This is a genomic window from Dongia rigui (genome assembly GCF_034044635.1).
Lineage (GTDB): Bacteria > Pseudomonadota > Alphaproteobacteria > Dongiales > Dongiaceae > Dongia > Dongia rigui.
In genome coordinates, this window is sequence record NZ_JAXCLX010000002.1 from 232,152 (window position 1) to 249,186 (window position 17,035).

The 17,035-nt window shown below is 63.5% G+C and carries 16 protein-coding genes; 11 read left to right on the forward strand and 5 right to left on the reverse strand.

The features are described from left to right. The first annotated feature begins 31 nt into the window (after window positions 1–31). The gene (locus tag SMD31_RS12570; protein WP_320501244.1) at window positions 32–1,753 is read left to right on the forward strand and encodes a flotillin family protein; all 1,722 of its coding nucleotides are present in this window, start codon (window positions 32–34) and stop codon (window positions 1,751–1,753) included. A 34-nt stretch (window positions 1,754–1,787) separates the two neighbouring features. On the opposite strand, the gene SMD31_RS12575 is transcribed toward SMD31_RS12570, so the two are convergent. The 4 genes from SMD31_RS12575 to SMD31_RS12590 form a co-directional block, all read right to left on the reverse strand. Then, complete coding sequence (locus tag SMD31_RS12575; protein WP_320501245.1) at window positions 1,788–2,414, reverse strand: DUF2889 domain-containing protein; 627 nt, start codon at window positions 2,412–2,414, stop codon at window positions 1,788–1,790. Next, complete coding sequence (locus SMD31_RS12580; RefSeq protein WP_320501246.1) at window positions 2,407–3,732, reverse strand: HlyC/CorC family transporter; 1,326 nt, start codon at window positions 3,730–3,732, stop codon at window positions 2,407–2,409. Before SMD31_RS12580 ends, SMD31_RS12575 begins: the two co-directional genes overlap by 8 nt. A 62-nt stretch (window positions 3,733–3,794) precedes the next feature. Further along, entirely contained in the window at window positions 3,795–4,940 is a 1,146-nt protein-coding gene (aroB, locus tag SMD31_RS12585; RefSeq protein ID WP_320501247.1) for a 3-dehydroquinate synthase, read from the reverse strand. Next, the gene (locus tag SMD31_RS12590) at window positions 4,937–5,602 is read right to left on the reverse strand and encodes a shikimate kinase (RefSeq protein ID WP_320501248.1); all 666 of its coding nucleotides are present in this window, start codon (window positions 5,600–5,602) and stop codon (window positions 4,937–4,939) included. The genes aroB and SMD31_RS12590 overlap by 4 nt, the downstream gene beginning before the upstream one ends. Before the next feature lie 238 nt (window positions 5,603–5,840). On the opposite strand from SMD31_RS12590, the gene SMD31_RS12595 reads away from it, so the two are divergent. From SMD31_RS12595 to SMD31_RS12640, 10 genes are all read left to right on the forward strand, one after another. Further along, a complete protein-coding gene (locus tag SMD31_RS12595; RefSeq protein ID WP_320501249.1) occupies window positions 5,841–5,984 on the forward strand; it encodes a hypothetical protein in 144 nt (47 codons plus the stop codon). After that, window positions 5,962–7,797 carry a hypothetical protein gene (locus SMD31_RS12600; protein ID WP_320501250.1) on the forward strand — a complete coding sequence of 612 codons (1,836 nt, stop codon included), beginning with the start codon at window positions 5,962–5,964 and terminating at the stop codon, window positions 7,795–7,797. The genes SMD31_RS12595 and SMD31_RS12600 overlap by 23 nt, the downstream gene beginning before the upstream one ends. Then, the gene (gene xerD / locus SMD31_RS12605) at window positions 7,794–8,723 is read left to right on the forward strand and encodes a site-specific tyrosine recombinase XerD (RefSeq protein WP_320501251.1); all 930 of its coding nucleotides are present in this window, start codon (window positions 7,794–7,796) and stop codon (window positions 8,721–8,723) included. Before SMD31_RS12600 ends, xerD begins: the two co-directional genes overlap by 4 nt. A 118-nt stretch (window positions 8,724–8,841) precedes the next feature. Then, window positions 8,842–9,822 (forward strand): HpcH/HpaI aldolase/citrate lyase family protein, encoded by a 981-nt coding sequence (locus SMD31_RS12610; RefSeq protein WP_320501252.1) that lies wholly within the window; start codon window positions 8,842–8,844, stop codon window positions 9,820–9,822. A gap of 31 nt (window positions 9,823–9,853) precedes the next feature. Further along, window positions 9,854–10,813, forward strand: a complete 960-nt coding sequence (locus SMD31_RS12615) for an acetyl-CoA carboxylase carboxyltransferase subunit alpha (RefSeq protein WP_320501253.1) — start codon at window positions 9,854–9,856, stop codon at window positions 10,811–10,813. Further along, on the forward strand, window positions 10,806–11,174 hold the full coding sequence (locus SMD31_RS12620) for an EF-hand domain-containing protein (protein WP_320501254.1): 369 nt from the start codon (window positions 10,806–10,808) through the stop codon (window positions 11,172–11,174). Before SMD31_RS12615 ends, SMD31_RS12620 begins: the two co-directional genes overlap by 8 nt. 115 nt (window positions 11,175–11,289) lie before the next feature. Then, window positions 11,290–11,919 (forward strand): EF-hand domain-containing protein, encoded by a 630-nt coding sequence (locus tag SMD31_RS12625; RefSeq protein ID WP_320501255.1) that lies wholly within the window; start codon window positions 11,290–11,292, stop codon window positions 11,917–11,919. Between the two features lie 132 nt (window positions 11,920–12,051). Beyond that, window positions 12,052–12,657 (forward strand): RNA polymerase sigma factor, encoded by a 606-nt coding sequence (locus SMD31_RS12630; RefSeq protein ID WP_320501256.1) that lies wholly within the window; start codon window positions 12,052–12,054, stop codon window positions 12,655–12,657. Further along, window positions 12,654–12,938: a hypothetical protein gene (locus SMD31_RS12635; protein ID WP_320501257.1), complete on the forward strand. Its 285-nt coding sequence runs from the start codon at window positions 12,654–12,656 to the stop codon at window positions 12,936–12,938. Before SMD31_RS12630 ends, SMD31_RS12635 begins: the two co-directional genes overlap by 4 nt. Beyond that, entirely contained in the window at window positions 12,938–13,381 is a 444-nt protein-coding gene (locus SMD31_RS12640; protein WP_320501258.1) for a periplasmic heavy metal sensor, read from the forward strand. Before SMD31_RS12635 ends, SMD31_RS12640 begins: the two co-directional genes overlap by 1 nt. Window positions 13,382–13,400: 19 nt before the next feature. Here the strand turns inward: SMD31_RS12640 and SMD31_RS12645 are convergent, their stop codons facing one another. Then, window positions 13,401–16,895: an indolepyruvate ferredoxin oxidoreductase family protein gene (locus SMD31_RS12645; RefSeq protein WP_320501259.1), complete on the reverse strand. Its 3,495-nt coding sequence runs from the start codon at window positions 16,893–16,895 to the stop codon at window positions 13,401–13,403. Between the last annotated feature and the right edge of the window lie 140 nt (window positions 16,896–17,035).

Consider the following 17,035-nt stretch of genomic DNA (forward strand, 5'->3'; position numbering starts at 1 on the left):
AGCTGTCGCGCAGCATAAGGAGGGAGCTGAAATGATTGATCTGGTGATTGCTGTTGCCTTGCCGGCTTTGATCGGCCTGGTCGCCATCCTGGCGATCGGCCTGGTGATTGCAAGGCTCTATGCACGCGCCGAAAAGGACCGATCCTATGTCCGCACGGGGCTTGGCGGGCAGAAGGTCGTGCTGGACGGTGGCTCCATCGTGCTGCCGGTCTTCCAGTCCATCCGCTGGGTCAATCTGCAGACATTGCGCCTCGACGTGCGGCGTGAAAATGCCGACGCCATGATCACCAAGGATCGCATGCGCGTCGACATTGGCGTCGAATTCTATGTCCGCGTAAAGCCGGACCAGCAGTCGATTGCGCTCGCGGCACAGACTTTGGGTGACCGCACCAACGATGCCGACGCCCTGCGTGAACTGGTCGAAGCAAAATTTGTCGACGCCCTTCGTTCAGTGGCGGCGACGATGGCGCTGGCCGACCTTCAGGAAAAGCGCGCCGACTTTGTGCGCCGCGTGCAGGAAACGGTGGCAAGCGATCTCGAGCTCAACGGTCTTGAACTCGAAAGTGCCTCGCTGACCAAGCTCGACCAGACGGACACCAAGTTCTTCAACCCGAACAACGCCTTCGACGCTGAAGGTCTGGCGGCGCTCACCAAGATCACCGAAGCCAAGCGCCAAGAGCGGAACCTTACCGTGCGCGCGGCCGAAGTGGCTATTGCGCAGCAGGATCTAGAGGCGCGCCAGAAGACCCTCGACATTGACCGGCAGAAGAAGGAGGCCGAGCTGTCGCAGGAGCGGGACATCGTCAATAAGACGGCCGAAACCCGTGCGGCGGCCGCGCTGAAAGAAGCCGAAGCGCAGCGGGCCGAAGCCGAAGCCCGCATCACGACCCAGCAGGCGGTGGCGTTGCGTGAAGCGGAAGCAAAGCAGGCGCAGGAGCAGGCGCGCATTTCGGCCGAGCTCGCCATCCAGCAGCGCAAGATCGAAGCCGACCGCACCGCAGAGACACTTGCCATCGGCAAGAAGCGGGATATCGAGCTCGCCGACCAGGAACGCGCGATTGCCGTTGCCGATCGCAGCCGCGCTGAATCCGACGCCCGCGCCGAAGCCGAAAAGGCGCGCGCACTGGCCATCGCGGCAGAAGAATCGGTGACGACGGCGCAGCAGGTGGCGATCGCGGAACGCGAACGCCAGATTGCCGTGCTGGCTGCCCGTCAGGCCGCAGAACAGGAAGCGACCAAGGTCACGGTTCAGGCCCAGGCTGAGCGCAATGCGGCAGATGATCGTGCCGAAGCCGTGCGCACGTCGGCAAAAGCGGACTCGGACGCGGCCCTCATCCGGGCCGAAGCCCAGGCCAAGACTTATGCCGTCGAGGCGGAAGGCCAGCGTGCTATCAACGAAGCGCGCAACGCCCTATCCGCGGCGATGGTCGAACTTGAGGTGATGCGCGAACGCTTGCGTATTATCCCGGTGGCAATTGCCGAGGCCGTGCGACCGCTTGAGAAAATCAGCGACGTGCGTATCGTCGACATGGGCGGCGGTCTGCCGGGCGGGCAGATTGCCGGCGAAAATGGCGGTGGCCGTATCGACAATTTGATGAGCCAACTGCTCGCCTACCGCGCCAATGCGCCGGTGATCGATCAGCTGCTTAAGGACGCCGGCTTCACGGAAGGCACCGACCTGGTAAACCGCCTCATGGTTGGTGCGCAGCCGGTCGCCAAAACGAATGGCAGCCAAGCGCCGGCGGCAGAGTAAGCTGACCACGCGATTTAATTGCCGGGCCGGCTTCTTAGTCGGCCCGGTCTCTTTCGCCATCAGCCGGCGGCTGATAGAACTGTGGCCAGTGGCTTCGCACGACGTCGCCGTCGCTGGCCAAGGCATGACAGGTGTCGATGAAGCCCGGCCTCTTGCCGGCTGTGGTATCCGCCGGCGGGCCGTCGCGCTTGGTAATGCCGGCATCGCGCTTGGCCTTTTCGCGATAGCCGTAGATCGTCTGGAACGCGACCGTTCCCATCGCACGCAGCATTTCAACGTGGTGCGTGCAGCCATGGGTGCCACTGAACTGGTTGCGCAAGGTGCGCGACCAACCCTTTGCCACCGTGGCCCCTTTGAGAGCGTGGAAGGCCGGCGTGATATGGCCGCAGATCTCGAAGGGCGAGGCCGCGGTGACCACGGCGATATCCTGGACCGTGAAATGGTCATCAAGCGTCAGGCGGATGATCATGTCATGCACCGCCTCACCGGGTGCGACCGTGCCGCGCCAGTCATTGGGGAAGGCGTAGTCCTTGGTATCGACCATGCGGCCTTCGATATCGAACAGCCCGTCGGCGCGGCGGAAACCACGAAAGTCATAGCGGCGGGTATGCAGCGGCTCGCGCGCCGAGGGCTGCGGCAGGGATTTCAGCGGTTCAGCCATGTGCCCGCGCTCCACTGCGCTTTCCATTTGCTCCCGGCGCGGCGACAGGGGTGGCATCTGCCGGGGGTGTCACCTTGATGCGCGTCAACTGATTGCGCTGTCGCTCCAGGATCTCGAAGCGGAAACCGTGAAAAGCGAAGACCTGGCCGGCAAAGGGAATCTGCTGCGCTTCGTGGAGCACCAAGCCGGCGACGGTCGATGCTTCCTCATCCGGCAAACGCCAGCCATATTCGCGGTTGAGGTCGCGCAGTGTCACCGTGCCGTCCATTTCCAGGCTGCCATCCGCTTGCGGTGTCACGCCAGCCACCGCCACATCATGCTCGTCGGAAATATCGCCGACGATCTCCTCCAGAATATCTTCCAGTGTCACGATGCCCATGAGGGCGCCGTATTCGTCGACCACCAGCGCGAAATGCTCGCGCCGCTCGCGGAAAGCCTCCAACTGAGCGAGGAGGTTGGTCTGGTCGGGAATGAACCAGGGTGCTGCCGCCAGGCCGACGATATCGAGGCCGTCGAGTTTCCAATGATTGGCCTGCACCGCGCGCAGCAACGCCTTGGCATGCAGCACGCCGATGATGTTGTCGGCCTCGCCGCGATAGAGCGGCAACCGGGTGTGCGGACTTTGCAGTACCTCGGCCACCAATTGCTCGATCGGCTGGTCGGCGTCGATCATGGTCATGTTGCGGCGATGCACCATGATGTCGGATACCGGCACGTCCTCGAGGTCGAGGATTGAATGCAGCATCTGCCCGGCTTCGCGGATCTCTTCATCGGCCCCGGCATGGAGTGCAATGGCGCCGCGCAGTTCTTCAATGCGCTCTTCGTTGCCCAGTTCGTTGACGACCTTGATGCCGAAGAGACGCAGCAGGCCGCTGCAGATCATCTGTGTGAGATTCGTGATCGGGCTGGTCGCCCGGACCAGAAACAGCACCAGCGGCGCCAAGGTCAGGGCTGAGCGATCCGGATGGTTGATGGTGAAGGTCTTGGGCAGTACCTCGCCGATCACGAAGATGACGATGGTGGCAACGATGCCGGCATAGACCGAGCCGGCGGTACCGAAGAAACCGACGAAGATATGGGCTGAAAGAATGGCGATGAAGCTGTTGACGCAGGCATTGCCGAGCAGGATCGTGCCGATGACCTGCTCCATCCGGCCATGCAACTGCTTGACCAGGATCGCGCGCTTGAAGCCTTGCTCCGCCAGATTGAGCATGCGCGCCTTCGATGCCGCGGTGATGGCCGTCTCGGATCCGGAGAAGAAGGCTGACCCCATGATCAGCAGGACCAGGACGCCCAGATTCAGCAGGACCAAATCCATCTTCGTCACCCAATCATCTGAGAATGTCCGGCCCGTCGGCGAAACCTGAAGGGCGTGGGTATCTAGGCGGCGATGGCCGTTTCCAGCACCGCTGTGACTTGCGCAAGATCGACATAGGCGGGATGAAAGGATTTGCCGATGCCGCGCGCCAGCACGAAGCCGATGCGCCCATCCTTCACCTTCTTGTCGCGGCCCATATGTTCGACCAGGCGTTCGGCCGACCAGAAACGCCCCTGGACGGCACCCGGTGCCGTCGGCAGGCCGACGCTGGCAAGGTGGCGCTGGACACGTGCCGCATCTTCGGCCGGGCAAAGGCCCAGTGTCACGGAAAGGTCGAAGGCCATCATCATGCCGATCGCCACACCCTCGCCATGCAGAAGCTCGTCGGAGAATCCGCATTCGGCTTCCAGCGCATGGCCAAAGGTATGACCGAGATTGAGGAGGGCGCGCGCCCCGCTTTCGCGTTCGTCGGCGCCCACAATACGCGCCTTGGCGCGGCAAGAGACGGCAATGGCGTGGCGCCGCGCCGCTTCGTCGCCCTCGACGACATCCATTCCGTTGGCTTCGAGCCAGGTGAAGAGGTCCGGTTCGTCGATGAGGCCGTATTTGGCGACTTCGGCATAGCCGGCCAGCAGTTCGCGCCGGGGCAGAGTGTCGAGGGTCGCCGTATCAGCCAGCACCAGACGCGGCTGATAGAAGGCACCGACAAGGTTCTTGCCATGGGGCGTGTTGATGCCGGTCTTGCCACCGACCGAGGAATCGACCTGGGCCAGCAAGGTCGTCGGCACCTGGATGAAATCGATGCCGCGCAGCGTGATGGCTGCCACGAACCCGGTAAGGTCACCGATGACGCCGCCACCCAGGGCAATCAGCGTCGTGCCACGCTCGATCTTCATGTCGAGCAGCAGGCCCGTCAGCCGTTCGACTTCAGCAAAGCTCTTGGTCGCTTCGCCGGCCGGCATGATGATGCTGTCGACCTTCACGCCGGCATGAGTCAGCGCATGCTCCAATGCCTCGAGATGCAGCTTTGCCACATTGGCATCGGTTATGATGATGACGTGTTTCTTGGCCAGGAGTGGCGGAATATAAGTACCGGCGGCGGCGATGAGGCCGCGTCCGATAAGAATGTCGTAGCTGCGCTCGCCTAGCTCGACACGCACCTTCTCCGGTTGCGACCGGTCGATTGAGCGCGAAACAGCCGCGGTCATGACGCGTTGCCCTTGGCCTTGGCGAAATGATCGTGCAGCGCTTCCATGACGCGGCCGAGCGTCACTTCCGGCGGCCCATCGGCGCTGTCGACGATGATGTCGGCCTGTTCGTAGAACGGGTGACGCAGCTCGATCAGTTCGGCGAGCTTGGCGCGCGGGTCGACATTCTGCAGCAGCGGCCGGTCGTTGCGGCGCGAGACGCGTTTCAGCAGCAGATCGAGATCGGCGCGGATCCAGATGGAGAGGCCGCGCTCCTTGACCAGGGCCCGCGTGCTGGGGTCGACGAAGGCCCCGCCGCCGGTCGCCAGAATATGGACCGGGTTGCCGAGCAGGCGCTGGATCACCCGGCGCTCGCCGTCGCGGAAGGCCTGTTCGCCATGACTGGCGAAGATGTCCGGGATCGAGCAACCGGCCGCCGCTTCGATCTCGCGGTCGGCATCGACGAAGGGCAGGCCGAGATGGCTGGAGAGGCGCTTGCCGATGCAGCTTTTACCGGCGCCCATCAGGCCCACCAGCACAATCGGCCGGTCGATCTGGGCAAGGACACTTTGGCCAAAGGCGCGGTCAAGGGCGTGGTCCGACGCATCGCGCGAACCGGCGCGCGTCGGCGCGGCGGGGGAGCTGGCGCCGTGACCGGCGGTATCTTGGGTTGTTTCGACCATTTCTCGTGGGTATCAGGCACTTAAGGGGGCCGTCAAGGCCGGGGGCAGGCAGACAAGGTTATCTAAGGGGCGGGGGCGTCACGCCGAGTTGATGCCCGTTCGAGCCAAATCATGGTTAGTATTTGAACTAGCATTCGAATCCGGCGCTATGGCATGGTGAGGTCATTCCCGACCGCTACCCGCCGAAACGTTCGGCCGTAATGTGACGGGTCATGGTTAAGCAATTGATTTTCCAGACATGAGCAAGCCACTAATCAGCATCATCGGTGTTGTCGTCGTGATCCTCGTCGGCGGTGTCATCTTCCTTGGCACTTATAAGCTGCCGGCGCCGACCCAGCAGGTCGAACTGCAGATCCCGAATGACCGGCTCTCCCTGCAATAAGCCGGGTCCCGCAGTCGTTTCGCGGCGACCCGCGGCATATATCCTGCTGACCGCTTTGGCGGTCATTCTGCCGCAGATTTCCTTTGTTCCAGAGGTTAGGGCCCTGTCGGGCGACCCGACCCCGCTTGGCGTGCCGACCACCCCGCCGCCCGGCGGTGGCGGGATCGAGGCAGCACCTCTGCCACCCGTGCAACCGGCACCACAGCCGCCCGCCGCGACGCCTTTGCCGGCGCCGGCGCAGCTTCCACCTGCCGAGCCCGGCCTGCCTTTGCCGGCCCCAGCGGCGACATCGGCGCCTGGGGCGGCACCCGCGCCACAGTTGGGTGATCTCGGCGCCGACCTGTGGCAGGGCTCCGAGGTTTCGCGCCTGATGGGCCTGGTGCCGAAATTGCCGGCACCGGTCAGCGTTCCGTCCTTGAGCGATCTGCAGCGCCGCTTGCTGATGACCGATGCGCCCAGTACCGGTGCTGCCGGCGGGGTCGATCCGTTGCTCCCCGTTCGTGCCGACAAGCTGCACCAGATGGGCTTCAACGACGCCGCCTTGGGCCTGGGGCAAGCGACGCCGATGACCGGCCCGATGGATCCGCAGGAAGCGGTCGAGAAAGCGTTGCTTGCCAATGATTCGAACGGCGCCTGCCAGCAGGTCGACGGCATCATGGCGCGTAACGAGGTGCCGAGCCTGTTCTTCCGCCGCGCCGTCATCTTCTGCCAGATCATGCGGGAACAGAACGATCCGGCGTCGCTCGGGCTCGATCTCCTACGCGAGCGCAACGAGAGCGATCAGGCGACCAAGGATTTCATTGCGCTTGCAGCCCTTGCCAATGGCGAGGCCAAGCGCGTGCCGAAGAATGTCGCGGCACCCGACCCGCTCAATGTCGCCCTGATGAAGACCGTGGGCATGCAGGCGCCCGCCGCCATCGGGACCCAGGTCGCGTTACCGATCGGGGCCGGCGGCAATGTGATGATCGCCCGCGACGCGACGCGGCCCTTGCCGGAACGGGTAGCGGCCGCCGAACAGGCCTTCAGAGTCGGGCTCATTCCGGCGCAGGAACTCAGTGATCTTTATTTGCAGATGCCCTCTGGGATCGCCGATCCGGCAACCGCCATCGGCATGACGGACAGTGTCGAATTGCGGGCGCAGCTCTATCAGGCCGCCTATCGGGGCGGCGCCCCGGCGCAGAAGGCGCGCGTCATCGATGCGGCGATGAAAAAGGCCCAGCAGCGCGGCGACTATCTGGCCCAGGCGCAGCTTTACGGGCCGATGGCGCAAGGCATCGCGCCGTCACGTGAATTGTCGTTCTTCGCCCCGCAGGCAGCCCGGCTGCTCTTTGTCACCGGTCAAGCCGACAAAGGTGGTTACTGGCTCAACACCGTGGCCGCCAATCCCGGCGCCTTCAGCCGGCCCGGTGAGAAGGAGGGGCTCGATCTCCTCGGCCGCATTGCTGGCCTGCCCGGCAGTGGCGATCCCGTCGGTGCCTGGGCCAAGGCTAGCGGTACTGCCAATCCCCGGGTCGATCTCCTCTATACGCTGATGGCCGGCCTCAACCAGCCGGTGGCGTCGAATGTGGTGGGCGGGTTCCAGGCGTCGCCGATCATTGCGCCGGGCTCGGCGGCGGCGGAACTGGTGGCGGCAGCTGCCGGCAAGCGCAAGGGCGAGACGATCACGCTGTCGCTGATCGCCATCGGCGGCGACAAGGCGATTGCGGCTGACCCCGCGACCCTGGGCAGCGCATTGCGCAGCCTGACCGATCTGGGATTGGAGGCGGATTCGCGCCGCATTGCCCGCGAAATCGCCGTCCTTGCCGGGCTGTGAGCGCCGATCCGGCCCTGGGTGCCTTCTTCGAGATGCTGGCGGCCGAACGCAATGCCGCCGCCAACACGCTGTCGGCCTATAAACGCGATCTTGACGATCTCAGTGCCTTCTTAAAGCGTGGTTTGGCCGAGGCGAGTTCCGGCGATCTGCGCCGATATCTCGGCTTTCTCGCGGACAATGATCTGAGCCCGCGGACCCAAGCGCGGCGCCTGTCGGCCTGCAAGCAGTTCTATCGCTTCCTGGTCGAGGATGGCCGTCGCAGTGACGATCCGACGGCGGCACTCGATGCGCCCAAGCTCGGCCGGCCGCTTCCCAAGCTGCTCTCCGAAGCGGAGATGACCGCGCTCATCAACGTCTGCACAGCGCTGGACGGCGCTGAAGGCGCACGGCTCCTCGCCATGATCGAGCTGCTCTATGCCACTGGCCTGCGCGTCAGCGAACTGGTGCGTATGCCGGTTTCCGTTGTGATGCGGGACCAGCCGTTCCTGACGGTCAAAGGCAAGGGGGGCAAGGAGCGCTTGGTGCCGCTCAACGGACCGGCGCGCGGCGCCCTTAACGCCTATCTGACGTTGCGCCCCGAGTTCATGAAGGGCATGCCGGGCTCACCCTTCCTGTTCCCGTCACGGGGCAAAGAGGGGCACCTCACGCGGCAGCGCTTCGGGCAGCTGCTGAAGGAAATCGCGCTCAAAGCCAATATCGACCCAGCGCGCGTATCGCCCCACGTCCTGCGGCACGCCTTTGCGACGCATCTCCTCGATCACGGTGCCGATCTGCGGTCGCTGCAGAAGATGCTGGGCCATGCCGACATCTCGACCACGCAGATCTATACCCATGTCCAGCAGGACCGGCTGAAGTCGCTGGTGGAAGCACACCATCCGCTCGCCAAATCTACATCCAGGAAGCGTGATATCGCTGTCAAAAAGTAATTTGGCCAAAGGATGCCGTTTCCGGCACAGGTATTGTGCAGCGCACAGGCGAGGATTGACAGCAGCCCGGACCCCGGGCCAATAACTCTCGCAAACCATCTGGGCAGGACGTGAAATCATGAGCTTCAAGATCGTTGAACAAGCCCCCGCGCGCCTCAACCGCAGCGAACTCGCCGTTCCTGGCTCGCAGCCGCAACTCTTTGAGAAGGCGGCCAAATCGGCAGCCGACGTGATCTTCCTCGATCTCGAGGACGCGGTGGCGCCGGACGACAAGGCCCAGGCCCGCAAGAACATCATCCAGGCGCTGCATGACATCGACTGGGGCACCAAGCAGATGTCGGTGCGCATCAACGGCCTCGATACCCATTACATGTACCGGGACGTCGTCGACGTGATCGAGCAGGGCGGCGAGCGCCTCGACCTCATCATGATCCCGAAGGTCGGCACGCCCGAAGACGTCTATGCTGTCGACATGCTGGTGACGCAATGCGAAGCGGCGGTCGGCCGCAAGAAGCGCATCGGCTTTGAGATGATCATCGAAACGGCGCTGGGCATGCAGAACGTGCACGCCATTTCGGCTGCCTCGAAGCGCAATGAGAGCCTGCATTTCGGCGTTGCCGACTATGCCGCCTCGACCAAGGCGAAGACGACCAATATCGGTGGTGCCAACCCGGCCTATTCGGTCCTCACCGACAAGGATTCGGGGGGCAACCGAGATGTCCACTGGGGCGATATGTGGCATTACGCCATCGCCCGCATGGTGGTGGCAGCCCGTGCCAACGGGTTGCGCCCGGTCGATGGCCCGTTCGGCGATTTTGGGGATGTGGACGGCTACAAGGCGGCCGGCGGTCGCGCCAACGTCTTGGGATGCGAGGGAAAATGGGCGATTCACCCCTCCCAGGTGGCGCTGGCCAACGAGCTTTTCAGCCCAGCCGAGGCCGAGGTGAAGAAGGCCGAACGCATCATGGAAGCCATGGCGCAGGCCCAGAAAGAGGGCAAGGGCGCCGTGTCACTGGACGGCCGATTGATCGATTTGGCTTCAATCCGGCAGGCTGAGGTGCTACTGGCGAAGGCACGACAGATTTCCGGCGCGAAATAACCATCCGCGCCGCTAGGAGAAGATTGCGAGAATGGCGACCTACCTCGAATTCGAGAAGCCGATTGCGGAGCTCGACGGCAAGATTGCCGAGCTGAAGCATGTGGCCACTGGTGGTGACATCAACATCGCCGAGGAGGTCGCCAAACTGCAGGGCAAGACCGAAAAGCTGCTGAAGCAGACCTATGCGAAACTCACCGCCTGGCAGAAGACGCTGGTGGCCCGGCATCCTGAGCGGCCGCATTTTTGCGACTATGTCGCGGCGCTGGTGACCGATTACGTGCCGCTCGCGGGCGACCGTGCCTTTGCCGATGACCGCGCCATCCAGGGCGGCCTCGGTCGCTTCCGCGGCCGCCCGGTCGTGATCATGGGGCATGAGAAGGGCAACGATACGCAGAGCCGTGTCCGCCACAATTTCGGCATGGCGAAGCCGGAAGGCTACCGCAAGGCGATCCGCCTCATGGAACTCGCCGAGCGGTTCGAGCTGCCGGTGGTGACGCTGGTCGACACGCCCGGTGCCTATCCGGGCGTCGAGGCGGAAGCGCGCGGCCAGGCGGAAGCGATCGCACGCTCGATCGAAACCTGCCTCAAGATCAAGGTGCCGCTCATTTCCGCCATCATCGGCGAGGGCGGTTCGGGCGGCGCCATTGCTTTGGCGGCCGCCAACCACATCATCATGCTGGAACATTCGGTTTATTCGGTGATTTCGCCGGAAGGCTGCGCGTCCATCCTGTGGCGCAGCGCCGAACAGGCGAAGGATGCGGCCGAAGCGTTGAAGTTGACGGCGGAAGATCTGAAGCAGCTCGGCGTCATCGACGAAATTGTCCCCGAGCCGCTGGGTGGTGCGCATCGTGCGCGCGGCGAGACGGCATCGCGCCTTGGCGACGCCATCGAGGCCGCGCTGGCGAAGTTCGACAACCAGTCGGGTGGCGATGTGCGCGCGCAGCGACGCCAGAAGTTCCTCGACATGGGCCGGCAGGGCCTGAATGCTTAAGCGCGCGCGGCGGACGGGCCGGATCGCTGTCGCCGGAATCCTTCTGTCAGTCGGCGTTGCGCAGGCGCAGGAAGATCCCTTCATGCCCGGTGTCATCGGTGCCGAGTCCGGTATGTCGGCGATCGATTTCGATTCCGCGCGGATGAGCTTCTTCAACGAGGCCGACACGAACGGCGATCTGCAATTGTCGCCCCAGGAAATGAGCGAGGCGATGGCCCATGGTGGCTCGCCTCTGTTCCAGGGTGTCGATATCGATGGCAACGGCTTGATCAGCCTCGATGAATATATGCAGAGCGGCAACGACCTGTTCGACCGCCTGGATGCCGATGGGGATGGAACCCTGACTTCCGGGGAAATGTAACGCCCCGTCTGTCCCTGGGGCCGTCCCTGGCCGGGCCCGCGCAGGGTCCGCCGCCTGGTGCCGTGTAACGTCATGAAGGGGCTGCAAGGCAGTCCGACATGACGGAGTAGCGGTAATGAAAAATTCCAATCGTCTCATGCTGTTGGGTGGTGTTCTCGGCTTGATGCTGGGTGCTGTGGCGCCGGCTTTGGCCGATTTCGGCCCGTGGCAAAAGGCGGATACCAACAAGGACGGTGCCATCGACCGCGCCGAGTTCGACGCCCAGGGCGCTGAACGGTTCAAGGCGATCGATGCCAATGGCGACGGTTTCGCCACCAGCGACGAAATGAAGGCATACCACGAAGCCCAGCGCGCCAAGTTCGAGGCGGGCAAGGGCGATATGGCGGCCAAGTTCCTGAAGCGCCTCGACAAGGACAATGACGGCAAGATCAGTGCCGCGGAATGGCCCAAGGACGGCCGCTTGAAGTTCGAGAAGGCCGATGCCAATGGCGACGGCTTCGTCACCAGCGAAGAAATGGCGCAGGCGCATAAGCCGCGTGATGGCGGCAAGGGTGACCCGGCCGATCGTCTTGCCAAGCTTGATACGGATAAGGACGGCAAGATCAGCGTCGCCGAATGGAACGTCATGGGCGAGAAGATGTTCGCGCGTCTGGACGACAACAAGGATGGCAAGATCTCGGCCGACGAGATGCCCAAGCATGATCGCATGAAGCACGGAGACGGCGAACCTGAGGCGCAGCCGTGATCTGACGGTCAGACCTGAAGGCAATCGGCTGAAGAGGCTGGCAAGATGCGGGATGGCATGGCCATAATCGCCACCGAACACGGCCCTGGTTCCCGGATAAGCGGAACCAGGGTCGTCACGGCGGGAGTTGCCTTGGTATCACCAACACGCGATCAGCAACCGGCCAGCGGTCGGCCGGCCAATGATGACGGTCCGCAGGCGGGCGATGAAGACGATCGCCTGCTGCAGGGCGTTGCAGAGGGCGACCGATCGGCCTTTGCGAAGCTGCGGGAGCGGCATCTAACCCGCGTCTTTTCGCTGGCGCTGCGCGTGACCGGTTCGCGGGCCGATGCCGAAGATGCGGCGCAGGAAGCCTTCACGCGGGCTTGGCGCAAGGCCAATAGCTGGCAAGCCGGCGAGGCGAAGTTTTCGACCTGGCTTTATCGCGTGACGATGAACCTGTGCATCGATGCGCGTCGCAAGCCGCGGGCAGAGCAGCTCGACCCGGCCCTGCCCTTGGCCGATCCCGGCCCTGGTGCCGAATCGCAGTTGATCGCGGCGCAACAGGAAGCGCGGGTAAGGGCCGCCATGGCCGCGTTGCCGGAGCGGCAACGTGAGGCGATGGTGCTGTGCTACACGCTGGGGCAGAGCAATGCCGAGGCCGCAGCAACGATGGAGATTTCGGTCAAGGCGTATGAATCGCTGCTGGTGCGGGCCAAGAAAGATATCCGCGCCAGACTGGAAGGAACGGAAACATGACGAAACACATGCGGGATGATGAGTTCGAGGCGCTGTTAGGACAGGCCCTTCGGATCGAAGCGGCACCGGCACATCTGGCGCAGCGGATCGACCGGACAACGGCGGGGCACGGTCTTTGGCTGACGGCGCTGCTGTCGCCGGCGCGCATGGCGGCCAGTGCTGCGATCCTGTCTTTGCTGATGGGATTTGCGATGGGCTGGGGCAATGCGGTCCCCAGCGACGACCAGGAACTGGATGTGGCGTCCGTGCTCTACGCCGCCAATGATGTTGGGGAATTCTGATGACCGTTTCGGGCGCAAAGGCAAAGTGGCTGTTGGCCGGATTGGTGGTTTCGGTCTGCCTCAACCTCTTTCTCCTGGCGGGCATGGTTGCAGGCCGCATGCACGGGCCGCTGGGCGGTCCCGAGGGCAAGGGCGGCATGGTGATGGCAACGGTGCCGCCAGAACTGAAGTCGATCATCCGTGACAAGCTGAAAGCGCGCGGCCCTGAGTTCCGTGAGGAAAAGGAAAAGATGCGCGACCTACGCCTGCGTGTGGCAGATGCCTTGGCGGCGGAGCCCTACGATCCCGCCAAGCTCGATGCCGCCTTGACCGAGCTTGAGCAATCGGCCGGCAAACTGCTGCATCATGCCCAGGAGGGTCTCGCCCAGATCGCCGCCGAACTGACGCCGGAACAGCGCAAGCAATGGGCCGAGGGCTGGCGCAGCTTGGGGCCGCGCCCCTAAGGAATCACTCGGCCAAGGATCACTCGGCGGCGCGCGGATGCGTGGCGGAACCCGCTGGCTCAGCCGCCTGAAATTTGGCCAGCAAGGCGGCACGCTGCGAAGCGACGCGGGCGATCGCCGCTTCCTTCACATGGCCAAAGCCGCGAATCTGCTCTGGCAGTGATGCGAGCGCTATCGCGGTTGTGAGATTGGCGGCAGTGAGTTTCGCGAGCAGGGCGTCCATCAGCTCTTCGTAATCCGCGATCATCTGCCGTTCGGCCCGGCGTTCCTCGCTGCGGCCGAAGATATCGAGTGCCGTGCCGCGCAAGCCTTTGAGTTTGGCCAGCAGACGGAAGGCCCAGATCATGCCCGGCCCGAATTCCTGCTTCTTCAGATGGCCGGTCACGGCATCGCGCTTGGCGATGAGCGGCGGCGCCAGATGGAAATGCAGCTTGAACTCACCCTCGAAGCGATCGGCGATGTCCGCGGCGAAGCGGCCATCGGTATAGAGCCGCGCCACTTCATACTCATCCTTATAGGCGAGAAGCTTCGCGTAGTTCCAAGCGACCGCCTTGGCGAGATCATCGCTGCCGAGGCGGATCTGCTGCTCGGCGGCGTGGACCCGCTCGACCAGTGCCTGGTAGCGATCGGCGAGGGCTGCATTCTGGTAGTCCGCAAGATGCCGGCGCCGATGCGCCACGAGACTGCCGAGCGTCTCGGGCAGGATTTCTTCGGCGCGGGCCGGCGCTACCGCCTTCTCGACGCCATCCATGTCGAGTGCTGCCTGGCGGCCCCAGGCGAAGGCCTGGCGATTGGCCTCGATCGCGACATTGTTGAGCTTGATCGCCTGGTCGATGGCCGTGGCGCTCACCGGAATGAGTCCACGCTGATAGGCAAGGCCCAGCATGAACAGATTGGTGGCGATGGAATCGCCCAACAGGGCGGTGGCAATGCGTGTCGCGTCGAGGAATTCAATGGCATCGTTGCCGACGGCTTTGATGAGGATCTGCTTCAAATCGCCGGCCGGGAAATCCCAGTCGGGATTGCGGGCAAAATCGCCGGTCGCGATCTCATGCGTGTTGATGAGCGCTTTGCTGCGGCCGACATCGAGTTTGGCCAGCGAATCGAACGAGGCCGATACGACAATGTCGCAGCCGAGCAGCAGATCGGCATTGCCGGCGGCGATGCGGGCGGAAAAGAGATCGCTAGGCTTCGCTGCCAAGCGCACATGGCTGAAGACCGCGCCGCCTTTTTGGGCAAGCCCCGCCATGTCCATGACCGAGCAACCCTTGCCTTCAAGATGCGCCGCCATGCCGAGGAGCGCGCCGATGGTCACGATGCCCGTGCCGCCGACACCCGTGACGATGATGTTGTAGGGGCGATCCAAATTGGGCAGGACCGGCTCGGGAAAGTTCGCGACATCGCGTTTCTTCGGGTGCGGTTGGCGCAGCCTGCCACCATGCACGGTGACGAAACTGGGGCAGAATCCGTTGGTGCAGGAAAAATCCTTGTTGCAGCCGGACTGGTCGATCTGACGCTTGCGGCCGAATGCGGTCTCGGCGGGAGCAATGGCGACGCAATTCGACACCTTGCCGCAATCGCCGCAGCCTTCGCAGACACGCTCGTTGATGAAGGCGCGCTTGGGCGGATCGACCATCAGCTTGCGCTTGCGCCGGCGACGCTTTTCGGCAGCACAGGTCTGATCGAAGATGAGGACCGTGACGCCTTTCATCTCCCGCAGGTCGCGCTGGATCTCATCCAGGCGGTCGCGGTGATCGATGCTGGTGCCGCTCGGGAAATGGCTGTCACCGCCATATTTTTCCGGCTCATCGCTGAGGATCGCGACATGGCCGACACCTTCGGCAGCGACTTGCTGTGCCACCATGGCGACCGAGAGTGGCCCATCCATCGGCTGGCCGCCGGTCATGGCGACGGCGTCGTTGAACAGGATCTTGAAGGTGATGTTGACCCCGGCGGCAACGGCGGCGCGGATGGCGAGGAGTCCGGAATGGTAATAGGTGCCGTCACCCATGTTCTGGAAGACATGCTCGGTCTTTGAGAACGGCGCGCGGCCGATCCAGGTGCCGCCTTCGCCGCCCATATGGGTGAAGGTCGCGGTGTTGCGGTCCATCCATTGCGACATGAAATGGCAGCCGATCCCGGCGAGCGCCGTACTGCCGTCCGGCACCTTGGTCGAACTGTTATGCGGGCAGCCGGCGCAGAAATAGGCAATGCGCTTGATGGGTGGGTTGAAGTTCTTGAGCGCCGCTTCCTTGGCATCGAGAAACTTCAGACGCTCCTCGATGCGCGGGCTGGTGACGTAGCGCTCGATTCTTTTGGCGATAACGCGGGCAATGCGTGCTGGGGTCAACTCGTCGGCGGAGGGGAGAATCCAGTCGCGGCCCTCGTCGAATTTGCCAATGACGCGCGGGCGCACATTCTCGTTCCAGTTATAGAGCTGTTCCTTGAGCTGGTTTTCGATGAGGGCGCGCTTTTCCTCGACCACCAGGATTTCGTCCAAGCCTTCGGCGAATTGTCGGATGCCGTCGCGCTCCAGCGGCCAGGTCATCCCGACCTTGTAGAGCGAAAGGCCGATCTCGCGCGCATAGTCTTCGTCGATGCCGAGGTCTTCGAGCGCCTGGCGCACGTCGAGATAGGATTTGCCGCAGGTGACAATGCCAAAGCGCCGCTTCGGCCCGTCGATGACGGCGTAATTCAGTTTGTTGGCGCGGGCGTAGGCGAGGGCGGCATAGAGCTTGTACTTGTGGAGGCGCATCTCCTGTTCCAGCGCCTGGGCCGTCGCAAACGGCGAGGCGGGCAGGCGGATGTTGAGACCACCTTCCGGCATGTCGAAATCGGTCGGAATGGTGACCTGGAAGCGCTCCGGATCGAGAGAGACGGAACCGGAGGTTTCGGCCGTGTCCGCCACGACCTTCATGGCGACCCAGCAGCCGGAATAGCGCGACATAGCCCAGCCATGGAGGCCGTAATCGAGAATCTCCTGCACCCCTGATGGATTGAGCACCGGAATGCCCGCATCCATGAAGGCATATTCGCTTTGATGCGCGGTGGTCGACGACTTGCAGGTATGGTCGTCACCGGCCAGCAGCAGCACGCCGCCATGCTTGGCGGAACCGGCGAGGTTGCCATGGCGCAGCACGTCGCCGCTGCGGTCGACGCCGGGGCCCTTCGCGTACCACATGGCGAAAACGCCCTGGTATTTGCTGTCGCCGAACAGATCCGTCTGCTGGCTGCCCCAGATGGCGGTCGCCGCCAGGTCTTCGTTGACGCCCGGCTGGAATTTGATGTTGTGCTTATCAAGGAAAGTCTGCGCCTGGATGAGCGCCAAGTCGATGCCCCCCAGCGGCGAGCCGCGATAGCCGGTGACATAGCAGGCGGTGTTGAGGCCGGCCCGCTCGTCACGCCGGCGCTGCATCATGGGGAGGCGGATCAGCGCCTGGAGACCGGTCAGGTAGACCCGCCCGGTGTCGACCTCATACTTGTCGTCAAGCGAAACGGCGGCGAGCTTGGTCACGGGCGGTGGCTCCGGGGCTGGCGGTTCCTGAATGAGGGCAACGTTCGACCGATTTGCCAAGCTTGTCCAGAGGCTTGGGAGGCGCTGAGACAGTTAGATCGATTTTGTCGCGTGCGTGGCTCGTGCTAGCTTGAAATTGC

Bases quoted from the DNA above. Each gene is read 5' to 3' on its own strand.
- SMD31_RS12570 (WP_320501244.1), top strand. From the start codon at position 32: ATGATTGATCTGGTGATTGCTGTTGCCTTGCCGGCTTTGATCGGCCTG.
- SMD31_RS12575 (WP_320501245.1), bottom strand. From the start codon at position 2,414: ATGGCTGAACCGCTGAAATCCCTGCCGCAGCCCTCGGCGCGCGAGCCG.
- SMD31_RS12580 (WP_320501246.1), bottom strand. From the start codon at position 3,732: ATGGATTTGGTCCTGCTGAATCTGGGCGTCCTGGTCCTGCTGATCATG.
- aroB (WP_320501247.1), bottom strand. From the start codon at position 4,940: ATGACCGCGGCTGTTTCGCGCTCAATCGACCGGTCGCAACCGGAGAAG.
- SMD31_RS12590 (WP_320501248.1), bottom strand. From the start codon at position 5,602: ATGGTCGAAACAACCCAAGATACCGCCGGTCACGGCGCCAGCTCCCCC.
- SMD31_RS12595 (WP_320501249.1), top strand. From the start codon at position 5,841: ATGAGCAAGCCACTAATCAGCATCATCGGTGTTGTCGTCGTGATCCTC.
- SMD31_RS12600 (WP_320501250.1), top strand. From the start codon at position 5,962: ATGACCGGCTCTCCCTGCAATAAGCCGGGTCCCGCAGTCGTTTCGCGG.
- SMD31_RS12610 (WP_320501252.1), top strand. From the start codon at position 8,842: ATGAGCTTCAAGATCGTTGAACAAGCCCCCGCGCGCCTCAACCGCAGC.
- SMD31_RS12615 (WP_320501253.1), top strand. From the start codon at position 9,854: ATGGCGACCTACCTCGAATTCGAGAAGCCGATTGCGGAGCTCGACGGC.
- SMD31_RS12620 (WP_320501254.1), top strand. From the start codon at position 10,806: ATGCTTAAGCGCGCGCGGCGGACGGGCCGGATCGCTGTCGCCGGAATC.
- SMD31_RS12625 (WP_320501255.1), top strand. From the start codon at position 11,290: ATGAAAAATTCCAATCGTCTCATGCTGTTGGGTGGTGTTCTCGGCTTG.
- SMD31_RS12635 (WP_320501257.1), top strand. From the start codon at position 12,654: ATGACGAAACACATGCGGGATGATGAGTTCGAGGCGCTGTTAGGACAG.
- SMD31_RS12640 (WP_320501258.1), top strand. From the start codon at position 12,938: ATGACCGTTTCGGGCGCAAAGGCAAAGTGGCTGTTGGCCGGATTGGTG.